Source organism: Cyclobacterium sediminis (genome assembly GCF_054781075.1).
This window is the reverse complement of sequence record NZ_BAAGVC010000003.1, coordinates 1,037,867-1,061,043: the sequence shown is the minus strand read 5'-3', so window position 1 is coordinate 1,061,043 and position 23,177 is coordinate 1,037,867. Positions and strand designations below refer to the sequence as shown.

Genomic DNA, 23,177 nt, shown 5'->3' with positions numbered 1-23,177 from the left:
TTTTAAAATTTTACGTTTAGATTAAATCCTAAACTTCTGGTTGGTGGCAATGCAGGCCAAAAATCCATGCCATTGGCATTGTCTGAGGTGACCGATACATTTTCTGGATCCATGTTTTGGGTCCATTTCTTAAGGATCAATACATTGTTGGCTACCCCGCTTAGGCGCAGCTGCTTGATAAACAGGTTTTCTGGCAAGTGTTTGCTAAAGTCATAGCTCAAGGATACCTGTCGAAGCTTCCAAAACCCGGCATTGCTTACCCAGTCTTCGTTAATTCCCAGCACATTGGTGGTTTCGTAGAAGGGTTGAATCAAAGATTGGGTGGTGTTGATCTCTCCATTAGGATTGACACCATCACCTACTACATAGCCTTGATCCCTGCCATTGAGGGTGTTTTTGTGAAGGCCATGGCGCAGGTAATTTTGATTTCTCCCGGCGATCATTTTGTGGCCCAATTTAAAATCAATAAGGGTGTACAGGCTTAATCCTTTATAAGTGAAAGAATTGGAAATACCACCGTAGTATTTGGGAAGTACAGAACCCATGTTTTGCGGTTCGTCATTTCTAAGGGGGCGGCCACTGTTTTCGTCAAAAACCATTCTTCCCTGATCATCCCGAAGATAGGTAAAGGTGTAGATTTGGCCTATGGGTTGACCTACCACTTGCCTGAGTATCCGCCCGCCCCCTGAGCTTACCGTAATCATGGTGTCGGCCTCAGTTAACCCGAGTTGCAAAACTTCGGAAGTGTTGTAAGTGGTGTTTACACTTACATCCCATCGGAATTTTTCTGATCGAATAGGTGCGCCCGAGACCAAAACTTCCAATCCTTTGTTCATGCTTCGACCGATATTTACCAGTTGATTGGTAAAGCTGGATGCATCTGAGATTTGGGTAGCAAGGATTTGGTCATTGGTGATTTTATGGTAATAGGCAAAATCCAAGTTTAGTTTTTCGTCAAATAACCGGAGTTCCATGCCAATTTCAGTTTCCTGCACTCTCAGTGGTTTTAAGTTGGTATTGGGAACGGTGCTGGCATTGACTCTTCCAAGAGGAGATGGAAGGCCATCAGGGTTTGGGAAAAGATTGTTGTCTACGGCATAAAACAAGGCGTTGGAATAGGGGGAGACGTTGTCATCGCCCACTTCTGCATATGCCATTCTGAGTTTACCGAAATATAGCCATTCCGGAAGGTTTTGGAAGGCTTGGGAAAACACAAAGCTGGTCGCCACAGAAGGGTACATGATGCTTCTATTGGCAGGAGCCAAAGTGGAAAACCAATCGTTTCTGGCTGTTAGGTTAAGAAAGAGCCACTCCTTGTATGAAAATTCTCCCAGACCATACAGGGAGTTGATTTTCCTTTCCGAAAGGCTGTACAATGGGTCTTTTACACGGCCATTCATGACTGTGTATAAGTCGGGAATGACAAAGTCCTTGACAGCCACACTATTGTAGTCCATTCTTACAAAGCGTTGGTTTCCGCCCATGGTCAGGTCTATATTAAAATTGCCAAAGGTTCGGTTGGCGCCAATCAAGAAGTCATGGTTGGTTTCCCGAAACCTTCTGGTGTCTTGGGTGAAACTCCCGTTTACAAAGCCTGCAGGAGCAGGGGGTATGGGAGCGTAGCCATTGGGTGTGTTATAATCATTGTCTCTGACGTAAAAATCCATGGAAAGACGCCCCATGGCATAAAGCCAGGGTGTAAATTGATAGTTTAGAGAAACGTTGCCGATAAGTCGGTCTCTTTTTACATTGTCAAATCGTTTGGAGGTGGAATAGTAAGGATTGTTTCTTACCAGAAACCTAGCCATCACCACCTCGTCTCCATTGGGATGGGTGATATTGTTTCGCAAAGCTTCAAAAGGCATGGAATTGGCCAGGGTCATGATAACGGTGGCGGTAGAAAAATCCTGGGCATTTACCTGAGGTGGATTTTGGTTGGCTTCATGGGAGTAATTGGCGTTTCCAGAGGCCACCAGCTTGTCTGTTATGTTTTGAGAAAAGCCTAAATTGATCGTTTTTCTGTTCAACTCTGAGTTGGGGACAATGCTGTTATTGTTAGTATTGGCAAAGGAAAGACTAAAGCCGCCATTTTCCCCACTGTTGGCTACAGTTACTGTGTTGGTCCAGTTGGTGCCTACATTGTAAAATTGGCTGATCCGATCGTATACTGGTTCGTAAGGCCATTCCTCATTGTCAAATAAAATCTGAGTCATACCCGGTTCAAATTTTTCACCAAAGCTCCAAACCCCGGAAGTAGGGTAGGCGCTGGTTGGTCGGACACCTCCTTCACCTTGTCCGTATTCGTATTGGAAATCAGTAAAATCAAGTGGAGTGTCTGTAGTGAAATTGGAGTTGATTTCTACTCCCAGGCCTTTGCTTGCGTTTTTGCTTTTTGTGGTGATCATGATGACCCCGTCTTTTGCCCGAGATCCGTACAAGGCTGCGGCGGTTGCCCCTTTTAGTACGGTCAAGGTTTCGATGTCGTCCGGGTTGATGCTCAAAAGTCCATCTCCTCCATCTGAATTGTTCATTTGTCGATTGCCGTAATTTCCTCCCAGAGAGTAATTCGAATTGTCCATGGGTACGCCATTGATGACTATCAAGGGGTTGTTTTGACCACTAAAGGAAGATTGTCCCCTAATCCGGATTTTGCTTGTGCCTCCAGGGCCGGTAGACATGGAGGAGATGTTTACCCCGGCAACCTTACCTTGAAGGGCGTCTGCAAAATTAGGGGTTCGGTTGTCTGAAATGAGTTCGCCATCTACCGTGGTTGTAGAAAACCCGAGGGTTTTGGCTTCTCTTTTAATTCCCAGTGCGGTTACTACCACTTCTTCCAAACCAATATCGCTGGAATTTAGCATCACATCTATTTGGCTTCTGTTTCGAACTTCGATGGTTTGGGGCTGGTGGCCAATGTAGGAAAAAATAAGGGTTGCATTTGGTGGAGCGCTTAAGCTGTACTTCCCGTCAATGTCTGTGACGGTACCTTGTGATGTTCCGCTAATGATGATACTTACTCCGGGGAGGGGTTCGTCGCTGGCATCTCTCACTGTGCCACTGATGCTGTTGTTTTGTGCGTAGATTTGGCCATACCAAATCATGGTGAGAAAAAGCAAAATTACTTTGTTTTTCATAACTAAGGTTATTTTGGGTTAGTGATATAAAGTAATTAAGCACAGCAATGGGTTGAATAATTAAAAATAGTATTTAAATACTAATTAATTGATTTAAAATAATTTTAAAATTAAAATTGGTAAATAAATTAAGACCAAAAGTGTTTAAATATTTCAATTATTACCATTATTGACTTTAATACTTTATTTATTGTTTACCCAATATATTATTAATCATTATATATATCAATTTCATATTGTTTAAATTTTATATAATGCGTAAATATTTTGTCAAATGGTTAAAAAATAAATGAAATGGTTTGAATAATAGGTGAATACCTTGTTAAAATGTTTTGGTACATTTTTTTAATACAATTGATTTTATCATCTAAAAAATTTTAATAAATGACTAGTATTTAAGTCCTGTTTGGTAAGGTGTCTTTTGTATAGAATCTAAGAAAATATTTAATACAGGTAGAAATTTGGATAACTATAGGCGCAAGTGATTTTGTCAGCATTGTTGCGGAAAAAAAGCAACAATACCGCCAAAATCGTATCATGCTTATCGTTTTTACCAAAGCTTAACAGCCTTGGCTACAAAAATGCCACCCCTATGGGGTTTGGGGATTTGTTAGGCTTTGCCTTCAATATTACCATAGAGAGTAGTGTCAAGCGAAAATGAGTTCTATGTAAGGTTAAATAGCTAGCCTATATGATTTTAGTTGCCTAAGCTTGTTCAATTCTATTTACTTTTATTGGCCTTATGGAAATTAGTAAAATGGATTGCTCAATGGTGTCAAAAACAAAAATCTGTTTGAGGCCTTTTCGGCCGAGTTTTTTTTGTTTAGCCAAAGAGTGATTCATTTTGCGTTAAGATTTACATACAGCCTTGATTTTTTGGTTCGTTTTTGTAGTAAGCCTGCCCTGTAGCAACTCAGAGCCTTTCCTGATTTTTAACTCACTCAGGGCCTGCCTTGAAGCGTAGCAACTCTGGGGGAGTAATGTCGAGCGATAACAATTGATGTTGAATTCCAATACCGTTAATGCATGAAACTTAGGTTGTGATTTTGTCAGCATTGTTGCGGAAAAAAAAGCAACAATACCGCCAAAATCAGGTTGTGTCTACCGTTTTGACCAGGGCTTCACAGCCTAGGCTACAAAAATGACCCCCTAAGGGTTTTTGTAATCATTAAATTTTAACGTTAAGCTTTCCATAGGATCTTAGATTACTAAAATATCTTCTACCAATTGTGAATGGCACCATCAGGGCTTTTTAGATAAGGATGGGTAAATTCAGTGTTTTTGGTTACCTCAAACAATAAGTTGGCTTTTTCAGGTGAGAAAATCACGCCAAGTCCCGGGCGGTCGTTGAGGTGGACTTTTCCATCTCTGAAATCAATAAAATCTTCGTTGAAATAATCGGGTTTCTCAGGTTCACCACCTGCCAGCTCTATCATGCATCGGGTGGGGCTGGATGATCCCAAAACATGTACCAGTGCGGCCGTAGACAGTGGCCCGGTAAAGTGCGGAATGATGCCTACGTAGTGGGTTTCCCCAATGGCTATTATTTTCTTTAATTCGGAAATTCCTCCCGTATTGGGTAGGGTGACCCTGCTGTAATCGATCAGGTGGTTTTCCATCAATACATTGCTGTCCCAGCGATCCCCGAATTGTTCTCCCACGGCAATAGGGACTTTGGTCATGTTTCTGATGGTTTTGTAAACCTCGGGATTTTCAGACCTGATGATGTCTTCTACGAAATAGGGTTCCAATTCTTCCAACGCATCACAGATTTTTATGGCCTCTGTGGTGTCAAAGCGGGTGTGGAGGTCAATGGCCCAATTGCCGCTTCCACCCACAGCTTTGTCTAATCGCTGGCAGGTTTCTATGGTTTTTTTGCTGTTTTCGTAAAAATCAAACGGGGTGGCTCCATTTCCTCCGGTGGGGCCAATTCTATAACACCTTAGGCCTGCCTCAAGACAGTCCTGCGCCTGGCCTTCCATGGTGCTGGCTTTGCTTTTGCGAAATCCAGTGGCATAGCATTCTACATAATTACGGGTTTTTCCGCCCAGTAGCTCATAAACAGGAACGCCCAAAGCTTTGCCTTTAAGGTCCCAGAGGGCCATTTCTATGGCGCCGACTCCATGAAGCTTCTCACGGCCCGGGGGATAAAACATCCCACGATAGAGGTATTGCCACAGGTGTTCGATTCTGAAAGGGTCTTCTCCAATGAGCATTTCAGCACATTGTTTGACCATGTCGGGAGTGCCCCCTTCACCTATTCCAATCAATCCGGAATCGGTTTCTATTTCCACAATGCCTCTTGCCTGGTTAAAGAGTGGCTTGTTGTATCCGGGAGCTGCATAATAACGGATTTTTTTGATTTTGAAATCGGAACGTGCGTGACTTGAAAAAGGTATTCCGGAAAATAAGGCGACGGAACTCAGGCCACCAATCTTTAAAAATTGTCTTCTTTCCATGGTTAAGGGAGGGTTTTTTGCTTTTGAACTGCCTAATCTTCTAATTAAATTTTAATAATGCAAATGCTATCAGTTAAATTAAGTTTTCATCGGTTGGTTGGGGGGAATCCGGAGCAATTGAAATTAAAATTAGACACTAATGAATATTGCCCAACAAATATTCTCTTCTCCAGGATAAAAGGGAGCGGTTTATTGGGAAGCGGTAATTATTTGTTTAGTTTTAAGCATGTTCTTAGCCAAGCCTTTTATGAAGTGGAGTCTGTTTTATTATTGTTCGGTACTTAGTCTCCTCTTTTTTTCCTGCCAAAATAACAATGAAAAAGGAGAGTTGAAATTAAAAGTGGTGGATGAAATTACTTTTGAAACAGACAGCCTGGTGCCTATCAATCCGGGGCATATTCAGTTTTTGGAAACTGATTCGGGATCTCAACTATTTATATACAATTATTTTAAAAAAATATACCAGTTTTATTCCTATCCTGAAGGGGAATTGCTGAAGGAAGTCCCCTTGCATATGGATGGACCCAATAGTGTCAAGCCTTTTTCAGGTGGAGTACTCATGGCTGAAGACTCTATCTGGCTGGTCAATTATGCCCCTCAAAAAATCGTTTTAATTAACTTGGAAGGAGAGGTTCAGTTAAGGAAACCCATTCATAATGAGCTTTTCCCTATTTCCCATATAGGTGTTTCCTTGGAAACCCCACTTTACCAAATAGGTAATAAGGTATATGGTGCGCAGCCACTTTTTATGAAGTACCATGACATGGATAAGGCGGACATTCAAAAACACCAACTGGTTTACAGTTATGATATATTAGAGGATACCGTGCAGTGGTACAATGTTTTTTACCGGGAAGATTATTGGGACAAGGGCAAAAAAGGCAGTGGGTATTCCTGGGTAAAAAGAGGAGATAAAATTTATATTGCGGCCTTGTATGACCATGAAATACAGGTTTTTGACACGAAATCGGGTAAGGTTGTCCATAGAAAAGAGGTTAAATCTGAAACAGTCAATGATTTTCTTTATGTAGAGGAATTGGCACCTAATCACAGGGCGGCTTTGGAAAATAGGATAAAGTATGACCAATATGGTGCCCTGATCTATGATCCTTTTAGGGATGTTTTTTATAGAATCACCACTCCGGCAGTGGAATATGATCCGGAGGCCTCTGATGAAGACTTAAACCATTTGAATTATTACCGTCCCTATACCGGTATTATGGTTTTAGACAAAGACCTAAATATATTGGCGGAACATACTTTTGACACTTTCGAAGTTTATGTAGGAAGAAATTTTTTTGTTAGGGAAGATGGCTTGTACCTCTCTAGAAATAATCTTTTCCACCCTGATTATGATGAGGGAGTTTTTAGGTTTCTGGTGGTCAGGTTTGAAAAGGAGTAAAAGTAAAATTTGGCGGAAGCCCGTTTAAATCCCTCCCGACTCTGTCGGGACAGGCACTGCACCCCCTTAAGAAGGGGGATTCTGGGCTTTCCAATGTTGGCGAATACGTTTTTGAGGCTAAATTTTATCTGCTCCGGTTGAATTCTACCAATTCCGAATAAAATACCTTTTGTCGCAACTCCCCCTTGGCAAGGGGGTAGGGGGATTTGAAGTTGTATGTCATTGAATTAAAACATTTTATTTTTATTATGAAAGTGCCTTAATAAGCGAAACCGAAGGAAAGGGTAGGTCGAAGTTATTAGCATTGTCCTCCAATTCACTTAGTCACTGGAATAACGAACTTTAATTTAAATCTAAGGTAAGAAGGGGGAGTTTCGGCCAATGCTTTTCAACCCTGAATCTTTAAAATTTTAAGGTGCTTTAAAAATGTTAAATCAGGAACCTACTCGTAAATCCTGAAAAACGAAAATCCCTCCGCCGCGGCGGAGGGACCAAGGGGGATTCTTTCGTAAACATTAAAAATACGAGTTATTCCAATCCGAAAATGGAAGGCGATTTTGTTTTTTTCAATTTTTATTGTAGCATTTACCCACCTCTTTCCGTATAGGTGATAAATAAATCCCGAAAATCATGAAAATAACTACTGCTTTGTTCTGTTTATTGGCATTTAGCGCTTGCAACTGGGGTGAAGATGATGAAATCGATCTTGCAGCCAATATCCGACCCTTGCAGGTTCAGGAGCAAGAGATGGTTTTGAGCAGTTCTCAATTTGCCTTCGATTTGTTTCATGAACTTCAGAAGAAGGAGGATGTCAACCAGTTTTTTAGTCCCTACAGTGTGCATCAGGCACTCGCCATGGCCATGAATGGCAATGAAGGCGAGGTAGAAGAAGAGTTTATGCGGGTTTTGCGTTTTGAGGGGATGGAATTGGAAGAAGCGAATCAAGCGGCCAAATCCCTGACCAATTATTTACTGGAGCTTGATCCCAAGGTAAGGTTGGCTATCGCCAATGCCATTTGGTACAGACAGGGCTTTGAATTGAATCAGGAATTTGCAGAGGATGTCAGGGACAGTTTCAATGCAGAGATTGCGAGCCTTGATATGTCCAATCCACAATCCAAGGATATAATTAATCAGTGGATTGAAAACAATACCAATGGAATGATCAAAGACATGCTTGACGCGGTTTCTCCGGATGCAGCCATGTACCTGGTCAATGCCATCTATTTCAAAGCGGATTGGAAGTACCGTTTTGATGTTGGTAATACAAAGAAAGCGCCTTTTTATACCGCCTCGGGTCAGGAAGTGGAAGTGGATATGATGGAATTGTCTTCTCCGGCAGGGTTGAGGTATTACGCTGATGGCGCATTGGAGTACCTAGAAATCCCATACAGTACCGGGCAATATACCATGGGAGTGATCATGGACAAGGATTTTGAATTGGATAGTAAGATGGAGGCTTTTACTTTGGAAGACCTGGAGCATTTTAGGGCCAATGCGGATACTTCAAATTTTACCCTAAAGATGCCCAAGTTTAAAATGGGGTATAGAATAAACAATTTAAAAGAAGAGCTACAGCACTTGGGTTTGGTAAAACCATTTGTACCCAGTCCTTTAAATTTCAGTAATTTATTTGTGAATCCAACCGCACCAATGGCGATCAGCAGGGTGATTCACGAGGCAGTAATTGAAGTGAGTGAAGAAGGTACCGAAGCTGCTGCAGCTACTGTGGTGGAAATCGAGTTAACCAACGCAGGCCCTTCTCAGCCAAGGGTTTTCAGTCTGGACAAGCCCTTTGTCTTTTTTATCCAGGAGAATAGCAGTGGAGCGCTATTGTTTTCAGGAAAACTTGGAGATCCTTCCATATTGAATTAGACGAGGTTATTTATTTTTCCCAAAAAAAGCACTCAGGTTAAATGAAACAGCAAACTTGCTAAATGATTTTGTCAGCATTGTTGCAAAAATGAGCAACAATACCGCCAAAATCGGTTTGTGTTTCTAGCTTTAACCAAGGCTTGACAGCCTTGGCTACAAAAATGCCACACCTACGGTGTTTTGGGATTTGTTAGGCTTTGCCGTCAATATTACCATAGGGAGTAATGTCAAGCGAAAATGAATTCTAGTGTAGGTTAAATATCTAGTCTATATTGCTTTAGTTGTCTAAGCTTATTCAATTCTATTTACTTTTTTCGGCCTTATGGAAATTAGTAAAATGGATTGCTCAATGGCGTTAAAAACATAAATCTGTTTGAGGCCTTTTCGGCCGAGTTTTTTTTGTTTAGCCAGGGAGTGATTCATTTTGCGTTAAGATTTACATACAGCCTTGATTTTTTTGGTTCGTTTTTGTATCAAAGCCTGCCCTGAAACGTAGTAACTCAGGGGCAAAAATGAACAGGAAAGGAAAAGGGTAACCATTAGAAAAAATCAATAAACCATCTCAAAAGGTTAAATTCCCATATAAATTATATTGATTATATTTTATGATTTTGTCAGCATTGTTGCAGAAAAAAGAGCAACAATACCGCCAAAATCGGGTAGTGCTTATGGTTTTGACCAAGGCTTGACAGCCTTGGCTACAAAAATGCCACACCTACGGTGTTATGGGATTTGTAAACTATCCGTCTTTGGATGGAAATTCTTATATGGGTAATTATTTTCTTTTTGAAAGCACAATGTATTAGGTTTTATCGGCCTTCAAAGGTTATGGTTTTTGGAGCAGGGTGGAGGGCGTTAAGAAAATGAGTTAGCTCCCACAAGGAGATCCACTCATTTTTAGCCTGGAATCCTGATTCAAAAATCAAATGATGGCTACGAAAACGACATCTGTTCATTAAACGATTACCCATCATTTGAAATAAGATTTGACAGCCTTGATTTTTTTTGGTTGGTTTTTGTATTAAAGCCTGCCCTGAAGCGAAGCAACTCAGGGCCTGCCCTGAAGCGAAGTAACTCAGGGCCTGCCCTGAATTTTAACTCCCTCAGGGGGAAAAATGAACAGGAAAGGAAAAGGGTAACCATTGGGAAAAGTCCATAAATCACATGAAAAGGTTAATTTTGCTACCATTAAATAATATTGATTACATTTTATCATCTTTTAAAAAGTGATTTTGTCAGCATTGTTGCAGAAAAATAGCATCAATACGGCCAAAACCGGGATGTACTTATCGTTTTGAAGCACGGTGTTAGGGATTAATAATTTATAACCAAACCCTGGAAGGGAAGTAATACCAATGGTATAGGGAGCACCAATTCCTGTAAGGACGATTAAAAGCGGGGGTAAATGCTTCCCTAAAAAATCAATTGGCCAATAGGACCTGTAATTATGTGAATAACTCCGTTTTCATTTGTGAACGGATTACTTATAACACCTTGAAAAGATAGTTTTTTGCTGTGATTGGCGCAATGTTTAATTCCTAAGCGGTCTCAGGGAGTGAAAGCTCTTCTAAATGGTGAAGCTTAAAGACTTTCTGTTGCCTTTGTGAACGCGAACTTACAAATTGGATGCAACGAAAAACAATTTCTCCAAAGCAGAGGCCAAAGATAGACTTTCCCACCCACCGCTTATAAATATTCAAACAAATATAGAATAAACCTTCTGGATAGGCTGGCTTATGGAATATTATCCCATTTTTGCAAAGATTCTCACATTTTATACAATTACCATTGATATTTTGGTGTTACAAATGTAATCTTTGTTTGAAATACCTAATTTAACAAAGAAACAAGTTGGAAGGAGCTGAGAGATTATACCGCACAGGCAACCTCCCATCTAAAATAGCGCATTGATGGAAACAAATTACCTCAAAAAAGAACTATACGAGCTCATAAAATCGGATGAGCGAATTTTTGATTTCATTCAAGAATCTTGTTTGGATGGCATGTGGTATTGGGATTTGGAAAATCCTGAAGAAGAATGGATGAATGCTAAATTTTGGGAGGTATTGGGGTACAACCCCAGTGAAATGCCTCACAAAACTTCGGCTTGGAAAGATATTATACACCCTGATGATTTAAAAATTGCTACGGAAAGGATTACCCAACATTTTGAAAACCCGGATTACCCTTATGATCAAACGGTACGGTATACGCATAAAAATGGCTCCACCGTGTGGGTTAGGTGCCGTGGTTTAGCCATTAGAGATAAGCAAGGCAAACCCGTACGAATGTTGGGGGCTCACCAAAATATTACTGCATTTAAAAACAGTGAATTAAAGTTTCAAAAGAGTGCCGAACTTCTTCGCAATGCCCAGCAAGTTTCTAAGTTAGGGAGTTGGGAGTTGGATCTAAAAACCAATGAGGTAGTCTGGACAGAGGAGCTTTATAAAATGTATGGTTTTGACCCCACGAAGCCCCCTCCTCCTATTACCGAACACATGAAGCTATTTACTCCGGAAAGCTGGGAGCAACTTACTGCTTCCTTGGCGGTAGCCACAGACCAAGGCATTTCTTATGAATTAGAACTAAGAACCATTCAAAAAGATGGAAGCCAGGGATGGATGTGGGTACGTGGAGAAGCAATATTCAGTGAAAGCAAGGAGATTATAGGACTGAGGGGAGTAGCGCAGGATATTAAGGAAAGAAAAACCATAGAATTGGAAAAAGAGGCACTCACCAAACGCTTGAATTATGCGATGGATGCTTCGGGGGATGGGATTTGGGATTGGACTCCCATGGATGGTGTTACTGTTTATTCAAAGGCATGGGTAGAAATGCTGGGGTATAAAGTGGGGGAGCTTGCCTCCTTAGCCAGCGAATGGTCAGACAGATTGCACCCTGACGACATTGAAAGGGTGTTTGCAGAGATCAATAAAGTTACGCAAACCCCGGAAAATGGCGACACCTTTAGCCATGAATACCGATTTAGGCACAAGGAAGGCAAGTATCTTTGGATATGGAACAAGGCGAAAGTAGTTGAGAGAAACGAGAAAGGAGAAGCGACAAGGGTTGTAGGTACTCATAAAGATATTACGGATCGCAAAAAATTAGATGAAGAGAAGAAGGAAAGTGAATTGCGCTTTTCAGTGGCTATAGAAGGTACCGAAGCAGGGGTATGGGATTGGGACATGATCAACAACAAGGTGGTTTTTTCCAAACAATGGAAAGCCATGCTTGGGTATGAAGACTCAGAAATAGAGAATGCTTTTGAGGGATGGCAAAAACTTTGGCATCCTGATGATGCCACTTCAATTGAAAAAGCCGTAGCAGACCATCTGAATGGCATCACCCAAAAATATGAAATAGTACATCGCTGTCTCCATAAAGATGGCAGCTGGCATTGGATCATGACGCGAGGTAAAATTCTCCGGGATGAAGTTGGCGAACCTTATCGCTGGATAGGAACCAATGTGGACATTACAGCTCAGAAGAATGCGGAAGAAGAGCAGAAAATAGCTAAAGAACAAGCAGAAAGTGCCAGTAGAGCAAAATCTGAGTTTCTAGCTAATATGAGTCACGAAATCCGTACGCCCCTAAATGGGGTAATTGGCTTTACCGAATTACTTACCAAGACGCCACTTAGCCCTGTTCAGCAGCAATATGTGAACAGTGCCAACGTGTCTGGCCATACGCTTCTTGGGATTATCAATGATATTCTTGATTTTTCTAAGATAGAAGCGGGCATGTTGGAGCTGGAGGAGATGCAAACCGATATGATAGCGCTTTTCGAGAACAGCATAGATATAGTTAAATTTTCGGCAGCAGAGAAAGCGCTTGAACTGTTAATGGATATTGACCCTAATATGCCTCGTTTTGCCTATGTAGATCCCATTCGTACCCAGCAGATTCTGGCAAATCTTTTAAGCAATGCGGTTAAGTTCACGAAAAAAGGGGAAGTGATCGTTAAAGTGGATTATATTCCACTTGAAGGCAATCAGGGTACCCTTAAAATTTCCGTAAAAGATACCGGTATCGGCATTAGCCAAGAACAAAAAGCCAAGCTTTTCAAATCATTTTCTCAAGCAGATAGTTCCACAACGCGTAAATTTGGAGGTACCGGTTTAGGGCTTGTCATTTCGCAAATGATTGCAGAAAAAATGGGAAGCAAAATCAATATTGATAGCGAACCTGATGTGGGTACTACTTTCTTTTTTGAGATCATGACTCGTTTTGAAAGAGGGGAAAAACCAGATCAAACCCGGATTGCAAGTGTAAAACGTTGTTTGATTATTGATGACAATGCCAACAACAGGGTTATTTTGCAACAAATGCTTAATCAGTGGCAGATTGACTCAGATTTATGTGAAAATGGGTTCCAGGCACTCCAGGTACTGGAGAAGGCATTGCCATATGATGTAATTATTTGCGATTATAATATGCCTTATATAAATGGTCTGGAAACCATTCGCATCATGAAGGAAAAGTTGAACCTTAGCCTTGAAAAACAGCCGGTAATTCTGCTTTATTCCTCCGCTCAGGATGAAGCAATTCACCAAAAATGTTTGGAAATAGGGGTTCGTTTTCGATTAACCAAGCCGGTCAAAAGCCATGATTTATTCATTTATCTATCTAATTTAAACCAAGAATTAAAGGCTAGTCCAAAGAAAGAAAGGGAAGAAACAACGCATTCAATTGATCCAAATGAAAAGATAAAAATCATCATTGCTGAAGACAATTCTCTGAACATGGTACTAAGCAAGACTTTGCTGCTCCAATTAATGCCCAATAGCGAAATTTACGAAGCAAAGAATGGTGTAATTGCTGTTAAACAATACAAGAAGATAATTCCTGACATAGTATTTATGGACATACAAATGCCTGAACTTGATGGGATAGGAGCCACCAAGCAAATTAGAGCCATAGAAATGGATAGCGGCAACCATGTTCCTATTATTGCACTTACAGCGGGAGCAATAAAAGCGGAAAAAGAAAGGTGTTTGGCTGCAGGAATGGATGAATTCCTGACCAAACCACTAGAGATACAGAAAATTGAAATGGTGCTGAAAAAATTCATTCATCAAAATAATAAAGTCAAAACAACCAGGGATGAGGCAGTGGTTCCAATTGAAGCCCATTTCGGCTATAGCGAACTCTTATATAGCCTTGGGGGAAATATAAACAGTGCGCAACAATTAATCTCAATGTGTTTGGGGGATATGCCGGATAAAATAAACCAACTCAACCTGGCCTATGAGAAAAAGGATAGCAAAACCATTAGACAAATTGCGCATTCAATAAAGGGATCAATGCTGGCCATTCGATGCAATATTTTAGCTGATATCGCTACCAAAATAGAAAATGATGCCCAAGACAATTCCCTTGAGAAGCTAAAAACACTGTTAACAGCGCTCAAAGAAGAATGGGAATTCGTCAAGCAATTATTGCTGGAAAAAATAGATGAATAGCCGTGTAACCTGATATGCTTGAAATAAAGGAAATGACGCATTCCGAACTTTTAATTTTGAACTTTACAGAAATAAGGAGAAGAAGCATAAAACTGTGGGAAAGTCTTCCTAAGAGCCATTACCATTGGAAACCTGACGCAAAAGCCATGTCTGCAATGGAGATGATTAGGCACGTTTTAGAAGCCGACTATGGATGGAACATTATTATCAATAAGGGGAGCATGACCAATTATCAAAGCCCTTGGAAAAATCAACCCATGATTAGCCTTACTGAAGAGCTTAAGTTTGCGGAACCACATAGGCATGCATTTTTAGAAAGTGTTCGGAAATTTTCAGATAAAACATTAAAGGAAACTGAAATCCTTCACCCCGGAAATGGAGAAAAGAAAATCCTTGGAAAATATTTATTGCGAATTGCCTATCACGAATCCGTTCATGCCGGACAATTCCTTTCGTATTTACGCGCAATGAATATCGAGAGACCTGAAATATGGGATTAAAAAGAAAACATTATACACTGATCTTGTGCCCTGAGCCTGTCGTAGGGTGTCTAATGGAACCGTAGGAACCACTTTATAGGGTGAGAGGAATTGGGCTGATTCGGGGATTGTATTTTTTTATTTAGCCTTGTGGAAGGGTTTTAGGGTTTATTGCATAAAAATTATAGAAGTAAGGAAAAGCTTAGGCCTAAGTATATTCTGTATTTTGGTCAAAGCAATGTCCATTTATATCCCTTTTCTGACCGTTTTTAATAAATTCCATTAAGATTTTAGTATTTACAAAGGTTTGGTTGGCCTAAATTGTTAATTTAAGGGGAGAAATAAGCCTAAAGAGTTGGGGGTATAGTTGGTATATATGTAACTTTTTGGGTAGAATTGTTTATATGCAATTTTTGAGTGTAACTTAAATAAAGACGGAAACCAGACTTAAATGGGAAACGATAAAATAAAAAAATTAGACGAGTTATTTAAAACTTACAACTACACATTATCGAGCAAGTCAAATTCTGAAGTAAGAATTTACACTTTAAGATACGGAATGTATCACGCTGCAGAAATCTTACTTATAAATGAAAACTATGACCCGAAAGCTATTAAATCTGAATTTTCTGAACTTGGATATGCGACAGAAATAAAGATACTTAAAGACATTGAAAATATTGAAGAATATTTATTTGAAGGATTTTTTATCAAAACACCTCTCGGAAATGAACTTAAGACGAGATACAAACAATTTGTATCAAAGCAATTAAAAAATTTACCAGAAGGTAGTAAATATGAATATGTAAAAAGTTCCTATGATATTTTACATCAAGATGAAACGGGTGCTTTAATCGAAACTAAAAGTTATGATAGTTTAAATGGAATTTCATTAATTGAAAAATTAAACTCCTTGATGTCTCAATCTAAAGGGGCTTTATTCATTATTTTGGAAGCAGCAGCGGGTTTTGGTAAAACTTGTACCGCTAATGAAGTTTTAAATACTTTTTCTACAAAGCATACAAATCAATTACCATTTTTCACAGAGTTATCTAGAAATCGTGAAGCAAGAATATTTAATCACATTTTACATAAAGAAATTGATGAGCAATTTCCCAATGGGATAAAGAGAAATATTGTAATTGAGCAAATTACTAAAGGTCGTATTCCATTAATAATTGATGGGTTTGATGAATTAATAACAAAAGAAAGTAACAAAGAAGAAGTTGAAAGTATGCTCACAACAATTATCGAATTGTTGAAAGGAAAGGCAAAGATTATTATCACTTCAAGAAAGACTGCGATTTTCAACAGTGATGAATTTTTAAATTCAATTAATCAATCCAAAAATGATTTTTCTCTTGCAAGAATAGAAATAAAAGAACCTACTATTGAAAATTGGTTATCAAAAGAAAGAATAGATTTACTGAAACAAAAAAACTTTCCATTAGAACAGATTGCAAATCCAGTTCTACTATCTTATATAAAAAATATATCACAGGAAAAGTTGCAGTCTTATCTAAACGATTCGCAAAAAAACTCATTAATAGATAAATATGTCAGCTATTTACTTGAAAGGGAAAAAGTTAGACAAAACATAAAGCTTAATACTGAAACCCAACTTCGTATTTTTAGAAAATTAATGCGATTTATGACTGAGTTTAATATTACAGCTGAGTCAAAAGACACAATTAAGGATTTAATTAAATCCTATAATCAAAAAATTCTTCAAAGTAGCCTTAAAGAATATATCTCGGAAGAAAAACCATCAATGGAAGACCTTGTTGAAACATTATCGAACCACGTTTTTCTAGACAGAAAACCAAATGGCGATATTGGTTTCGTTAACGATTTTATTTTTGGGCTACTTGTTGGAGAAAATTTGATTATGAAAAAATATGAAGAGTATTATTCAAATATAGCTGATTTATTACCTCAAGACTTTGCATCAAAAGCAGTACAATCATTTAAAATTCAAAGTATTGATAGACGACTTATTCTTTTTGAAGAATTCAATTCAAAACCATTTAGTTTTGATTCAAAGTTCTTTTTTCACCTCGAATATTCGTACCTCAATAAATTCAGTAGGAAATATAACAATCTGTATATTGATGATGTTGAATTAGATGGTATTTCATTTGATGTTAATCAACAATTCATTGAATGTGGTTTTTCTAATATCATATTTAATAATTGTGCATTTTATCTAAAAGCATTTTCTAATTGCACTTTTCATAACTGTTCATTTTACAATTGTAAAATAGAATATTGTAACGAAAAGAAATTTAATGATTTTGCTGTTTTTGCCTGTTTCGCTAATAACGATTTCTTAAAGTTGTTGGACTCATATATAGACCAAAATATTCAAGAAGAAAATACAAAGTTAAACACCTATAAAGAGTTAAATGATGTTTATGTTTTAAGTCAATTTTTTGGAATTGGTAATTTAAAACCCAGAGCACGTAAGGTATCTCATTTGAAAGATATATTGGCTGAATACCAACCAAAGGAAATAAACAAAGTATTGAGTAATCTTAAAAGTAATGGCTACTTATACTTTAAGGACGATGTTGGATTTATTTCAAAATCTGGGATTAATTATTTTAATCAAAACAAATTTCAGTTATGATTACAGGCTTTCAATTAATTGAACAAGAAATTTGTCAAAGAATTCAGGACGAACTTGATAAAATTGGTATTCATTACAGAATTTTTAGCAGATCAAAAGATGAAAAATCAATTTTGGAAAAAGTTGACAGAAAAGCTAAAGAGGGTAGGCCATATGAAAAAGATGGGAAACTAATTCAAGACATTATTGGAATTAGAGTGGTAACATATTTTAGAGATGATGTCAACTTGGTTAAAACAATTCTTTCTCGAATAATAACCTTTAAAGAAGAAGAAATTGATAATCTTGAATTAACAGTCTTTAAACCCAAAAGAACTAATATTATTTGCTCCTTCAATGATTCCCAAAATAAAACTTTCTCAGAAGTCCAACAATCAAGTGAAAAAGAATATTATGATGTCCTTGATTCTACTTTTGAGTTGCAATTAAGAACCATTTTGTCAGAGGGCTGGCACGAAATAGATCATAGTTTGAGGTACAAATGTAAGAATGATTGGGAAGGTCATTATGACAATGAAAGACTTCTAAATGGGATTTACGCTAGTCTAGAAACAAATGATATTGCATTAAAAAACCTATTTAATGAATTGGCTTACAAACATTTTAAAAGTAAAAACTGGGAAGGATTATTAAGAAATAAGTTTAGACTTCGATTTCAATTAGTTCCATTAAAAGAGGAAATAGTTACCTTATTCAACGAAGATATAGAAATTGGTAAAGAGCTTTTTAAAATGGATAGAGAAACCTCACTTATGAAGCTTTATGATATAGATTTATCACTTCCTGTGAATATGAATAATCTTGTTTTTCTATTAAATAGTCTCATTATTAAAAATAAAAAAATTTTGAAAATAACTCCAGATGTAATATTAGAAGAAATTAAATGAAAGCTATACACACTAACGCCTATACGCAATGTTCTTCGGAGCACTGCGCATAGCCTAGTCATCGGGATTTGATTCAGTTTCTGATAGTTTTCGGCTTTGGTAAGTGGCATAATTTGAGGGATTTAATGCCTTCCCCATATTTTCAGGGTTTGGTTTGATAAAGGGAGTTGATTAAAATGATTACCTATTTTTATCTTTTTTAGTATAAACATGAGTAAGCTATCAGTTAATACTCTACTTAGGAATCTTAGACGAACATGACGGACTACTATAAACTGTTGGGAGTTTTAACAACTTCAACGACTGAAGAAATTAAGAAGGCATATCGACAACTTGCCTTAAAGTATCATCCTGACCGAAATTCGGGTGACAAAAAATCTGAGGCTTTCTTCAAAAAGGTGACTGAAGCATATACTATTCTGTCTGACCCAGAAGCAAGGGAAAGTTATAACTGGGAATACAAGAAAAGTCAGCAGAATTCAAACAATCAAAACCAACAAAAACGAGCCCAACCGAAACAAGAAAAGCAAGTTACGCCAACAGTGATTCTTTCGGGCTTCCATGACATTAAAAAGAAGGTAAACGGCATTGAGAAGAGCCGAATAAATCAATCTGCTCTTTACAACTCCTTAAATGAATTGCTTTCAGTTATCAACCTGAATTTTCTAATTTCATGGGGTGACACAGAAACCAACAAACAGATTATTAGTGAGGTGATGATTTGCTGCAAGGTGCTTCCTTATTCGTATGTAGAGAAGCTATCATCAAAACTTGCAAAGCTAGCAGGTTCGGATAATGAAACCATTCATGAGATTTTTAACTATTTAAAGTCCCAAAAGAAAAAACAGTTCAGAAAGAAATATGGCCTTTTAATTGGGCTTGGAACCTTTGTAGTCATTTTAATATTGATGGCATTGCTCAAACCAATAGAACCATATACTTCAAAAACTTATGCTAAGTCTAACCGCCAGACCAACGGGGACTTAAATAATACATTTGTTGACGAGCAGTCCGCATTTATGACACCTGACAAGAAAGAATCTGGTTATATTCCTGAATTGACCCCTGAACAAAAATTACAGCAAGAGAAAGATAAGTTGATTGCTATAGGCTGGGAAGAAATTGAAATTGATAACGGACACCTTCCTTCTTGCTACAACTTTGCTCCTAAAAAGAGCGATATAGATAACTATCTTGAAGTTCATGTTGGAGGAGGCACGGATGTAGTAATAAAAGTTATGAATTTAAGTACAGAAAGGTGCATTCGTTATGTATTTATAAACAGTGGCTCAACATACAAGATACGCAATATGCCAGAGGGGACTTTCTATTTGAAAATTGCCTACGGTAAAGATTGGTTTTCAAAAGTTGAAAATGGGCAATGTGTTGGTAAGTTCCTCCGCAACCCTATGTATGAAAAGGGTGCCGACATTATGGACTTTAATCTTCAACAAACATCTGATGGATATAGCATTCCAAGTTTTCAACTTAAACTTGATGTAATTTCAACTAATAATATGAATACATTTAATTCGCAGGATATTTCTGAAACCGAGTTTAACCAATGACAGACCAAAGAAAAACTGTAGCTAATAACTTAGCATTCTAACAACTATAATAGCCTGACTTGGCCCCTTCGGCAGGCTCAGGGGCCAAGTTCGGGGTCCACCTCATAACCATTGATAAGGTGTCGAGAATTTGGGTAATTATAAGGGATGATTTCCCCAATTTTTTGATTTCATAAAAATTTATTATATTCATAGTTATAGCCATATCGTCTATAAATTAGGGAGTTGTGATGGGAAGGGACAGGCTTGTAAGCGGTAGGGGTTGAATTGTAGCCTGTAAGGATGGAAATGTAAGCGGTAGGAACACAAATGCAGGTCGTAGGAAGGGAGATGTAAGTGATTGGGTGATCGTGTGATGTAGTGATTGGCTGATGGGGTGATTTGGTGATGTGGTGAAAGGTGATGGTTCTGGATTGCTTTCAAACTGGTAATTTGTAAAATAACCACATATCACATATCACATATCACAAAATCACAGATCCCGACCTGAAAACAAAATTGTAAGACTTAAGATTTCAGCGGATGACCTTTCCGCCGCCTTTGCAAAGATAGACGACTGGATGAGTGAGTTCTACGCCGTTGCCCGGATTGAATTAGATGACAATCCACAGCTATTGGAAGCATTAGGTAAGGTGGTAAGGTAATCCGGTTTACGAAAGTGATTTTGTCAGTATTGTTGCAGAAAAAAGAGCAACAATATCGCCAAAATCGTGTTGTGCTTATGGTTTTGATCAAGGCTTGACAGCCTTGGCTACAAAAATGCCACACCTACGGTGTTTTTGGGATTGGTTAAGATTTGCCGTCAATATTATCCAAGCCTGCCCTGATTTTTAACTCACTCAGGGCCTGCCCTGCGTAGCAACTCTGGGGGAGAATTGTCAGGCGAAAGCGAGTTTTATGCTAGATTAAATAGCTAGCCTATATAGCTTAAGCTGCCTAAGTTTATTCAATTCCATTTACTTTTTCCANTGCCCTGAAACGTAGTAACTCAGGGCCTGCCCTGAAACGTAGTAACTCAGGGCCTGCCCTGAAACGTAGTAACTCAGGGCCTGCCCTGAAACGTAGTAACTCAGGGCCTGCCCTGAAACGTAGTAACTCAGGGGGAAAAATGAACAGTAAAAAAAAAAGGGTAACCATTAGAAAAAATCAATAAACCATCTCAAAAAGTTAAATTTCCATATAAATTATATTGATTATATTTTATGATTTTGTCAGCATTGTTGCAGAAAAAAGCAACAATACCGCCAAAATCGGGTAGTGCTTATGGTGTTGACCAAGGCTTGACAGCCTTGGCTACAAAAATGCCACACCTACGGTGTTTTGAGATTCGTTAGGCTTTTCCGTCAATATTACCATAGGGAGTAATGTCAAGCGAAAATGAATTCTAGTGTAGGTTAAATATCTAGTCTATATAGCTTTAGTTGCCTAAGCTTATTCCATTCTATTTACTTTTTTCGGCCTTATGGAAATTAGTAAAATGGATTGCTCAATGGCGTTAAAAACAAAAATCTGTTTGAGGCCTTTTCGGCCGAGTTTTTTTTGTTTAGCCAGGGAGTGATTCATTTTGCGTTAAGATTTACATACAGCCTTGATTTTTTTGGTTCGTTTTTGTATCAAGACAAAAATGAACAGCTAGAAATTTGGATAACCATAAACATTTGTGATTTTGTCAGCATTGTTGCAGAAAAAAGCAACAATACCGCCAAAATCGGTTTGTGCTTATGGTTTTGACCAAGGCTTGACAGCCTTGGCTACAAAAATGCCACACCTACGGTGTTTTGGGATTCGTTAGGCCTTGCAGTTCATAAAATTTAATCCTAAATATCCTGCCATTTAAATTGGCCTTTACTGATAAGCATAAACAATTATTTATTACCTCCTGAATCAATCTACTTTTCAGGTGGGTACCATAGGAAAGCCACCGAAATCTAGTATCGGTGGCCTTTTATTAATTAGAAAATTTCCAATTGACTGAATCAATTCGGGATCATTCCATGAGGATCAATCACGAATTTCTTGGCAGCACCTCCGTCAAAATCTTTGTACCCTTGAACAGATTCCTGCAAGGAAATTATCTGCACATTCACTGCTTTGGCAATCTGAATTTTGTCGTACAAGATGGCATTCATTAGTTGACGATGGTATTTCATTACCGGACACTGGCCGGTATGAAAGCTGCAGGATTTGGCCCATCCCAGGCCTAAGCGAATGCTTAGACTTCCTTCCTTGGCTGCTTCAGTTGAAGCGCCGGGATCTCCTGTTACATACAAACCCGGAATACCTATATTTCCTCCGGCCCTTGTGATGTCCATGGCTGCATTCAATACCGTAGCAGGCTTTTCTTTGTCAGCATCCCCACCATGGCCTCTGGCTTCAAAGCCTACGCAGTCCACAGCGCAATCCACTTCTGGTTCACCTGTGATTTCAGCAATTGCATCAGCAAGTGGCGTATTGTCTCTCAGGTCAACCGTTTCACAACCAAAGCTTCTGGCTTGAGCAAGTCGCTCAGGAATCATGTCTCCCACAATCACTACTGCAGCACCCAAAAGGTGGCAAGAAGCTGCACATGCCAAACCAACAGGCCCTGCCCCTGCAACATATACGATGGAGCCCGGCCCAACACCTGCGGTAACGGCGCCATGAAAACCTGTAGGGAAGATATCTGAAAGTAAGGTAAGGTCTTTGATCTTGTCCATGGCTTGGTCCTTGTCCGGGAATTTCAATAAATTGAAATCAGCATAGGGAACCATTACATATTCAGATTGACCACCAACCCATCCACCCATGTCCACATAGCCATAAGCTGCGCCTGGTCGGGCAGGGTTTACATTCAAACAAATGCCAGTTTTTTGTTCTTTACAGTTCCGGCACCTTCCACAGGCAATATTGAAAGGAACAGATACAAGATCGCCTTCCTTGATAAACTCGACATCTCTTCCTGCTTCAATTACTATTCCGGTGATTTCATGACCTAAAATAAGTCCTTTTGGAGCGGTGGTACGCCCCCTTACCATGTGCTGGTCACTGCCACAAATATTGGTTGATACAATTTTTAAAATGACCCCATGATCACATTTTCTGTTACCTAAGGCTAGTTTAGGGTAATCGATTTCCTGGACCTCTACTTTACCGGGTTCTAAATAGGCCACACCGTGGTTTTTACACATATTAATTTGGGTTTAGTTGAAAATTGCTTTTAATAATTACTATTTCCGTTTAGAAATTAGTAAAAAAATCCAATAAAGTGTATTTTTTCAACCATTTCCTATGGGCATTCCC

10 protein-coding genes are annotated in these 23,177 nt (G+C 38.7%); 7 read left to right on the top strand and 3 right to left on the bottom strand.

Annotated elements, in window-relative coordinates:
* Positions 1 to 2: 2 nt before the first annotated feature.
* A complete protein-coding gene (locus tag ACYVHJ_RS06690; protein ID WP_460513428.1) occupies positions 3 to 3,134 on the bottom strand; it encodes a SusC/RagA family TonB-linked outer membrane protein in 3,132 nt (1,043 codons plus the stop codon).
* 1,220 nt (positions 3,135 to 4,354) lie between these two features.
* Positions 4,355 to 5,593: a mandelate racemase/muconate lactonizing enzyme family protein gene (locus tag ACYVHJ_RS06685; protein ID WP_460513427.1), complete on the bottom strand. Its 1,239-nt coding sequence runs from the start codon at positions 5,591 to 5,593 to the stop codon at positions 4,355 to 4,357.
* 247 nt (positions 5,594 to 5,840) lie between these two features.
* On the opposite strand from ACYVHJ_RS06685, the gene ACYVHJ_RS06680 reads away from it, so the two are divergent.
* From ACYVHJ_RS06680 to ACYVHJ_RS06650, 7 genes are all read left to right on the top strand, one after another.
* Positions 5,841 to 6,995 (top strand): DUF4221 family protein, encoded by a 1,155-nt coding sequence (locus ACYVHJ_RS06680; RefSeq protein WP_460513424.1) that lies wholly within the window; start codon positions 5,841 to 5,843, stop codon positions 6,993 to 6,995.
* A gap of 630 nt (positions 6,996 to 7,625) precedes the next feature.
* Positions 7,626 to 8,870, top strand: coding sequence for a serpin family protein (locus ACYVHJ_RS06675; protein WP_460513422.1), 1,245 nt, complete (start codon positions 7,626 to 7,628; stop codon positions 8,868 to 8,870).
* 1,910 nt (positions 8,871 to 10,780) lie between these two features.
* Positions 10,781 to 14,335, top strand: coding sequence for a PAS domain-containing protein (locus ACYVHJ_RS06670; protein WP_460513420.1), 3,555 nt, complete (start codon positions 10,781 to 10,783; stop codon positions 14,333 to 14,335).
* 14 nt (positions 14,336 to 14,349) lie between these two features.
* Positions 14,350 to 14,835, top strand: coding sequence for a DinB family protein (locus tag ACYVHJ_RS06665; protein ID WP_460513418.1), 486 nt, complete (start codon positions 14,350 to 14,352; stop codon positions 14,833 to 14,835).
* Between the two features lie 430 nt (positions 14,836 to 15,265).
* Positions 15,266 to 17,443 (top strand): NACHT domain-containing protein, encoded by a 2,178-nt coding sequence (locus ACYVHJ_RS06660; protein WP_460513416.1) that lies wholly within the window; start codon positions 15,266 to 15,268, stop codon positions 17,441 to 17,443.
* The gene (locus tag ACYVHJ_RS06655) at positions 17,440 to 18,330 is read left to right on the top strand and encodes a hypothetical protein (protein ID WP_460513414.1); all 891 of its coding nucleotides are present in this window, start codon (positions 17,440 to 17,442) and stop codon (positions 18,328 to 18,330) included. Before ACYVHJ_RS06660 ends, ACYVHJ_RS06655 begins: the two co-directional genes overlap by 4 nt.
* A gap of 257 nt (positions 18,331 to 18,587) precedes the next feature.
* On the top strand, positions 18,588 to 19,898 hold the full coding sequence (locus ACYVHJ_RS06650) for a J domain-containing protein (RefSeq protein WP_460513412.1): 1,311 nt from the start codon (positions 18,588 to 18,590) through the stop codon (positions 19,896 to 19,898).
* Positions 19,899 to 21,874: 1,976 nt separating this feature from the next.
* Here the strand turns inward: ACYVHJ_RS06650 and fdhA are convergent.
* Entirely contained in the window at positions 21,875 to 23,065 is a 1,191-nt protein-coding gene (fdhA, locus tag ACYVHJ_RS06645) for a formaldehyde dehydrogenase, glutathione-independent (RefSeq protein WP_460513407.1), read from the bottom strand.
* Between the last annotated feature and the right edge of the window lie 112 nt (positions 23,066 to 23,177).